2 protein-coding genes are annotated in these 651 nt (G+C 68.8%); both read left to right on the plus strand.

Translation table 11 applies throughout. The annotated features are described in order from the left end of the window. The first annotated feature begins 4 nt into the window (after positions 1-4). A complete protein-coding gene (locus tag MZTS_RS24720; RefSeq protein ID WP_343068863.1) occupies positions 5-175 on the plus strand; it encodes a flagellar biosynthesis regulator FlaF in 171 nt (56 codons plus the stop codon). Positions 176-185: 10 nt separating this feature from the next. After that, the coding region (flbT, locus tag MZTS_RS24725; protein WP_246482275.1) for a flagellar biosynthesis repressor FlbT at positions 186-651 on the plus strand (466 nt) is incomplete at its 3' end.

The following is a 651-nucleotide window of genomic DNA, read 5'->3' on the forward strand; positions in this document are numbered from 1 at the left end:
GCTGATCGCGGACCTCCTCAACCCGGAGAACGGCCTGCCCAAGGCCTTGCGCGCCGACCTCGTCGCCATCGGCATGTGGACCATGCGCGAGGTGGGGGAGGTCCTGAGCACCCCCGAGCGCAGCCTCGCGGCACTGATCGAGGTCAACACCTCGATCCGAGACGGCCTGCGATAGGAAACGGACCATGCCGCGCGACAACAGCCGAGCCCCGGGCGGGAGCATGCATCTGAGCCTGAAGGCGGGTGAGCGCGTCTATATCAACGGGGCGGTGGTGCGCGTCGATCGCAAGGTCTCCCTCGAACTGATGAACGACGCGACCTTCCTTCTGGAGGGCCATGTCCTGCAGGCCGAGCAGGCGATGACGCCCCTGCGCCAGCTCTACTTCGCCGCGCAGACCATGCTGATCGCCCCGAACCAGGCCGGCCCGGCCCGGCTGCTGTATCAGCGGATCGAGGACGGGATCCTTGCCGCCACCACGGAAGCTGCGATCCGGGACGGGCTGAAGGCGGCGCATACCCTCATCGAGACCGGCCGGATCTTCGAGGCGCTGAAGCTGATCCGCGGGCTCTACACCGCGGAGGCCACCCTGCTCGGGGAGACGGAGGCGATTGCCGACGCCCCCGTCCCTGCCCTCCTGCCGGCCACACGGC

Source organism: Methylorubrum zatmanii (assembly GCF_014845115.1).
GTDB classification, from domain to species: Bacteria; Pseudomonadota; Alphaproteobacteria; order Rhizobiales; family Beijerinckiaceae; genus Methylobacterium; species Methylobacterium zatmanii.